Source organism: Streptomyces sp. CAI-85, assembly GCF_013363615.1.
Lineage (GTDB): Bacteria > Actinomycetota > Actinomycetes > Streptomycetales > Streptomycetaceae > Streptomyces > Streptomyces antibioticus_B.
In genome coordinates, this window is record NZ_JAANNX010000277.1 from 1 (window position 1) to 519 (window position 519).

General features: G+C 65.5%; 1 protein-coding gene. It reads right to left on the reverse strand.

From position 1 onward, the window contains the following. Positions 1 to 519, reverse strand: a 519-nt coding sequence (locus tag G6W55_RS38245) for an extracellular solute-binding protein (protein ID WP_175525131.1), incomplete at both ends; no start/stop codon positions are given.

Genomic DNA, 519 nt, shown 5'->3' on the forward strand with positions numbered 1-519 from the left:
GCCGGGGGTGCCCTTGAGGACGTAACCCTTCTTGTACAGCTCGTAGTACGCCTCGAAACAGGTCTTGACGGCCGGGTGCTTCCAGGCGTTGGGCTCCAGGTTGTCGATGGCGTCGAGGACGTCGCGGCCGCCGACCTTGCCGATCATCGGGTAGAGCGAGAAGGGCAGGTAGTACGGGTACTTGCCGGCGTAGGTCCAGCCCGCGATGCCCTTCTTCTTGGCCTTGGCGCAGACCGCGAGCATCTCGTCCCAGGTCTCGGGATAGGTCGCGTCGAGCGAGTCGAGGGCCTTCTGCGAGTACCACACGCCGTACACCGTGTAGGCGTAGTACAGGATCCACACCGGGTCGCCGTCGAACTGGCCCATCTCGACGATGCCGGGGCGCAGGGTGTCGCGGACCTTCTTGGCCGGGTCGTCGTAGGACGGGGCGTCGAGCAGCGGGGTGAGGTCGGCGAGCTGCTTCTTGCCGACCAGGACGCCCATGTCCATCTGCTCGGCACCGGAGTTGTCGATGAGGTC